Source organism: Desertihabitans aurantiacus, from assembly GCF_003344635.1.
GTDB classification, from domain to species: domain Bacteria; phylum Actinomycetota; class Actinomycetes; order Propionibacteriales; family Propionibacteriaceae; genus Desertihabitans; species Desertihabitans aurantiacus.
On record NZ_QPKK01000452.1, the window covers coordinates 1 to 1,771 of the forward strand.

3 protein-coding genes are annotated in these 1,771 nt (G+C 77.5%); all 3 read right to left on the reverse strand.

The annotated features are described in order from the left end of the window. On the reverse strand, positions 1 to 632 hold a 632-nt coding region (locus tag DVA66_RS20080), incomplete at its 3' end, for a hypothetical protein (protein WP_198671994.1). Next, positions 629 to 1,195 carry a DinB family protein gene (locus DVA66_RS20085; RefSeq protein WP_198671995.1) on the reverse strand — a complete coding sequence of 189 codons (567 nt, stop codon included), beginning with the start codon at positions 1,193 to 1,195 and terminating at the stop codon, positions 629 to 631. The genes DVA66_RS20085 and DVA66_RS20080, both read right to left, overlap by 4 nt. A gap of 140 nt (positions 1,196 to 1,335) precedes the next feature. Beyond that, positions 1,336 to 1,771: sterol carrier family protein (locus DVA66_RS20090; protein ID WP_232822095.1), on the reverse strand; the 436-nt coding region annotated here is incomplete at its 5' end.

Consider the following 1,771-nt stretch of genomic DNA (forward strand, 5'->3'; position numbering starts at 1 on the left):
CCCGGGTCCGTCGCGGCGGCCGCACGCATCGCCACCGCCCGGTCACGGCCGCCGGCCAGCGGGGCGAGCCGCTCCACCAGCCACCCGCCCCGCGCGGCGGTGCACAGGTCGTCCAGGTCGGCGAAGAAGCGGTCGACCGCGTCCGGCGGCACCCACCGGCTCGTGGTCCACAGCAGGTCGCCCGCAGCGGAGAGGAACCGCCGCCAGCGGGCCGGTCCGACCAACACCGGCCCGAGGCGGTGCAGCTCGAGCGCCAGCGGGTGCCAGCGGGGGTCGCGGGCCGGGCACGCGGTGCCGTCGGGCGGCTCCGCACCGGCCAGCAGCTGCAGCAGCCGCGTCAGCACGAACACCCGGGTGTCGGTGAGGTGGACCGCGCCGTGACCGGGCAGACCCGAGCCGGGGCCGAGCAGCCACCGCAGGGTGTCCCGGCGCCCGGGGAGCCGCAGCCGGGACGCCTTCAGCTCGCCCCCGCCCCAGCCGAGCCGGCGCCGCACCTCGGCCACCAGGGCGGCGGCCTCGGCCGGGTCGAGGGTGAGGCTGGCGTGGGCGAAGAACCGCTCACCCCGGGCCAGGTTGCCGCCGTTGAACCCGGACTCGTCGCAGGCGACCACCCGGGCCGGCGGTGGGCTCACTGCCCGACCCGCCCGTCCACCCGTTCGCGCAGCAGGTCGGCATGGCCCATGTGCCGGGCGTACTCCTCGATGACGTGCACCAGCACCTCGCGGAGCACGTCGCCGTGCGGGCCGCGCCACCCGAGGTCCTCGGTCGAGGCCACCAGACGCTCGGCGAAGGCCACCTCGGCCCGCCACGTCCGCCAGGCCTCGGTGACCACGGCGGCCCGGGGCTCGGCGCCGGCGAAGTCGTCGTCGCGGGCGTCATCGGTGCGGTAGAGCGGGGGGACGTCCGCACCGGCCATCCGGCGGCGGAACCAGATGCGCTCCACCCCGGCGAGGTGGCGCACCAGGCCGAGCAGGGACAGGTCGGACGGCGGCACCGAGCGCGTGGCCAGCTGGGCGGCGTCCAGACCGGAGCACTTGAGCTCGAGCGTGAGCCGGTAGTTGTGCAGGTAGCTGGTGAGCACCGCGCGCTCGGTGGGGGAGCCGACCTCCTGCGGGCGGGGGTCGGCCTCGGGCGGGACGAACATGTCCTCCCAGCCGAAGCGGCGGGGAGGGAGGTCGGGTCGTGACGTGGGCATGGCGATCCTCTCGGCGTGGTCCTGCTGGGCTGCCCTGACACGGATCGCAGCTCCGACGGTCACTCCACCGGGGTGTGCGTCGGCGACACTACGCCGCGAGGACCGCCGCCGCCACGGGATAAGCGCGGACGCCCCGGGGCTCAGAGCAGCGGCAGCCAGCGCGAGAGGTCGGCCCGGTGGCCGCTGGCGCTGACCTGCCCGGTGGCACGTGCCTCGGCCCAGACCAGCCGTCCGGACGCCAGCCGCAGGAACACCGCCGGCGTGGTCTCGACGACGTTGGGCGGGGTGCCGCGGGTGTGGGTGAGGGCGGTGCCCTCCACCCCGCACTGCACGGCACCGTGCGGGGGCACCCGGACCTCGACCGTCTGCCCCGGGTGCGCCTCGGCCAGCCAGCGCAGCAGGTGGCGGACGGCCGTCGCCTCCAGCGCCCGCACCACCGGCGGGGCGCCGGGGACGGAGCGGACGAGGTCGTCGCCGTGCACGGCCAGGTCGACCGCCCGGACCGCCACCCAGTCCGCCGCCGTCAGCGCACCGGTCCCGGCCGGCACCACCGCGGCGGCCCGGGCCGGGTCGGCG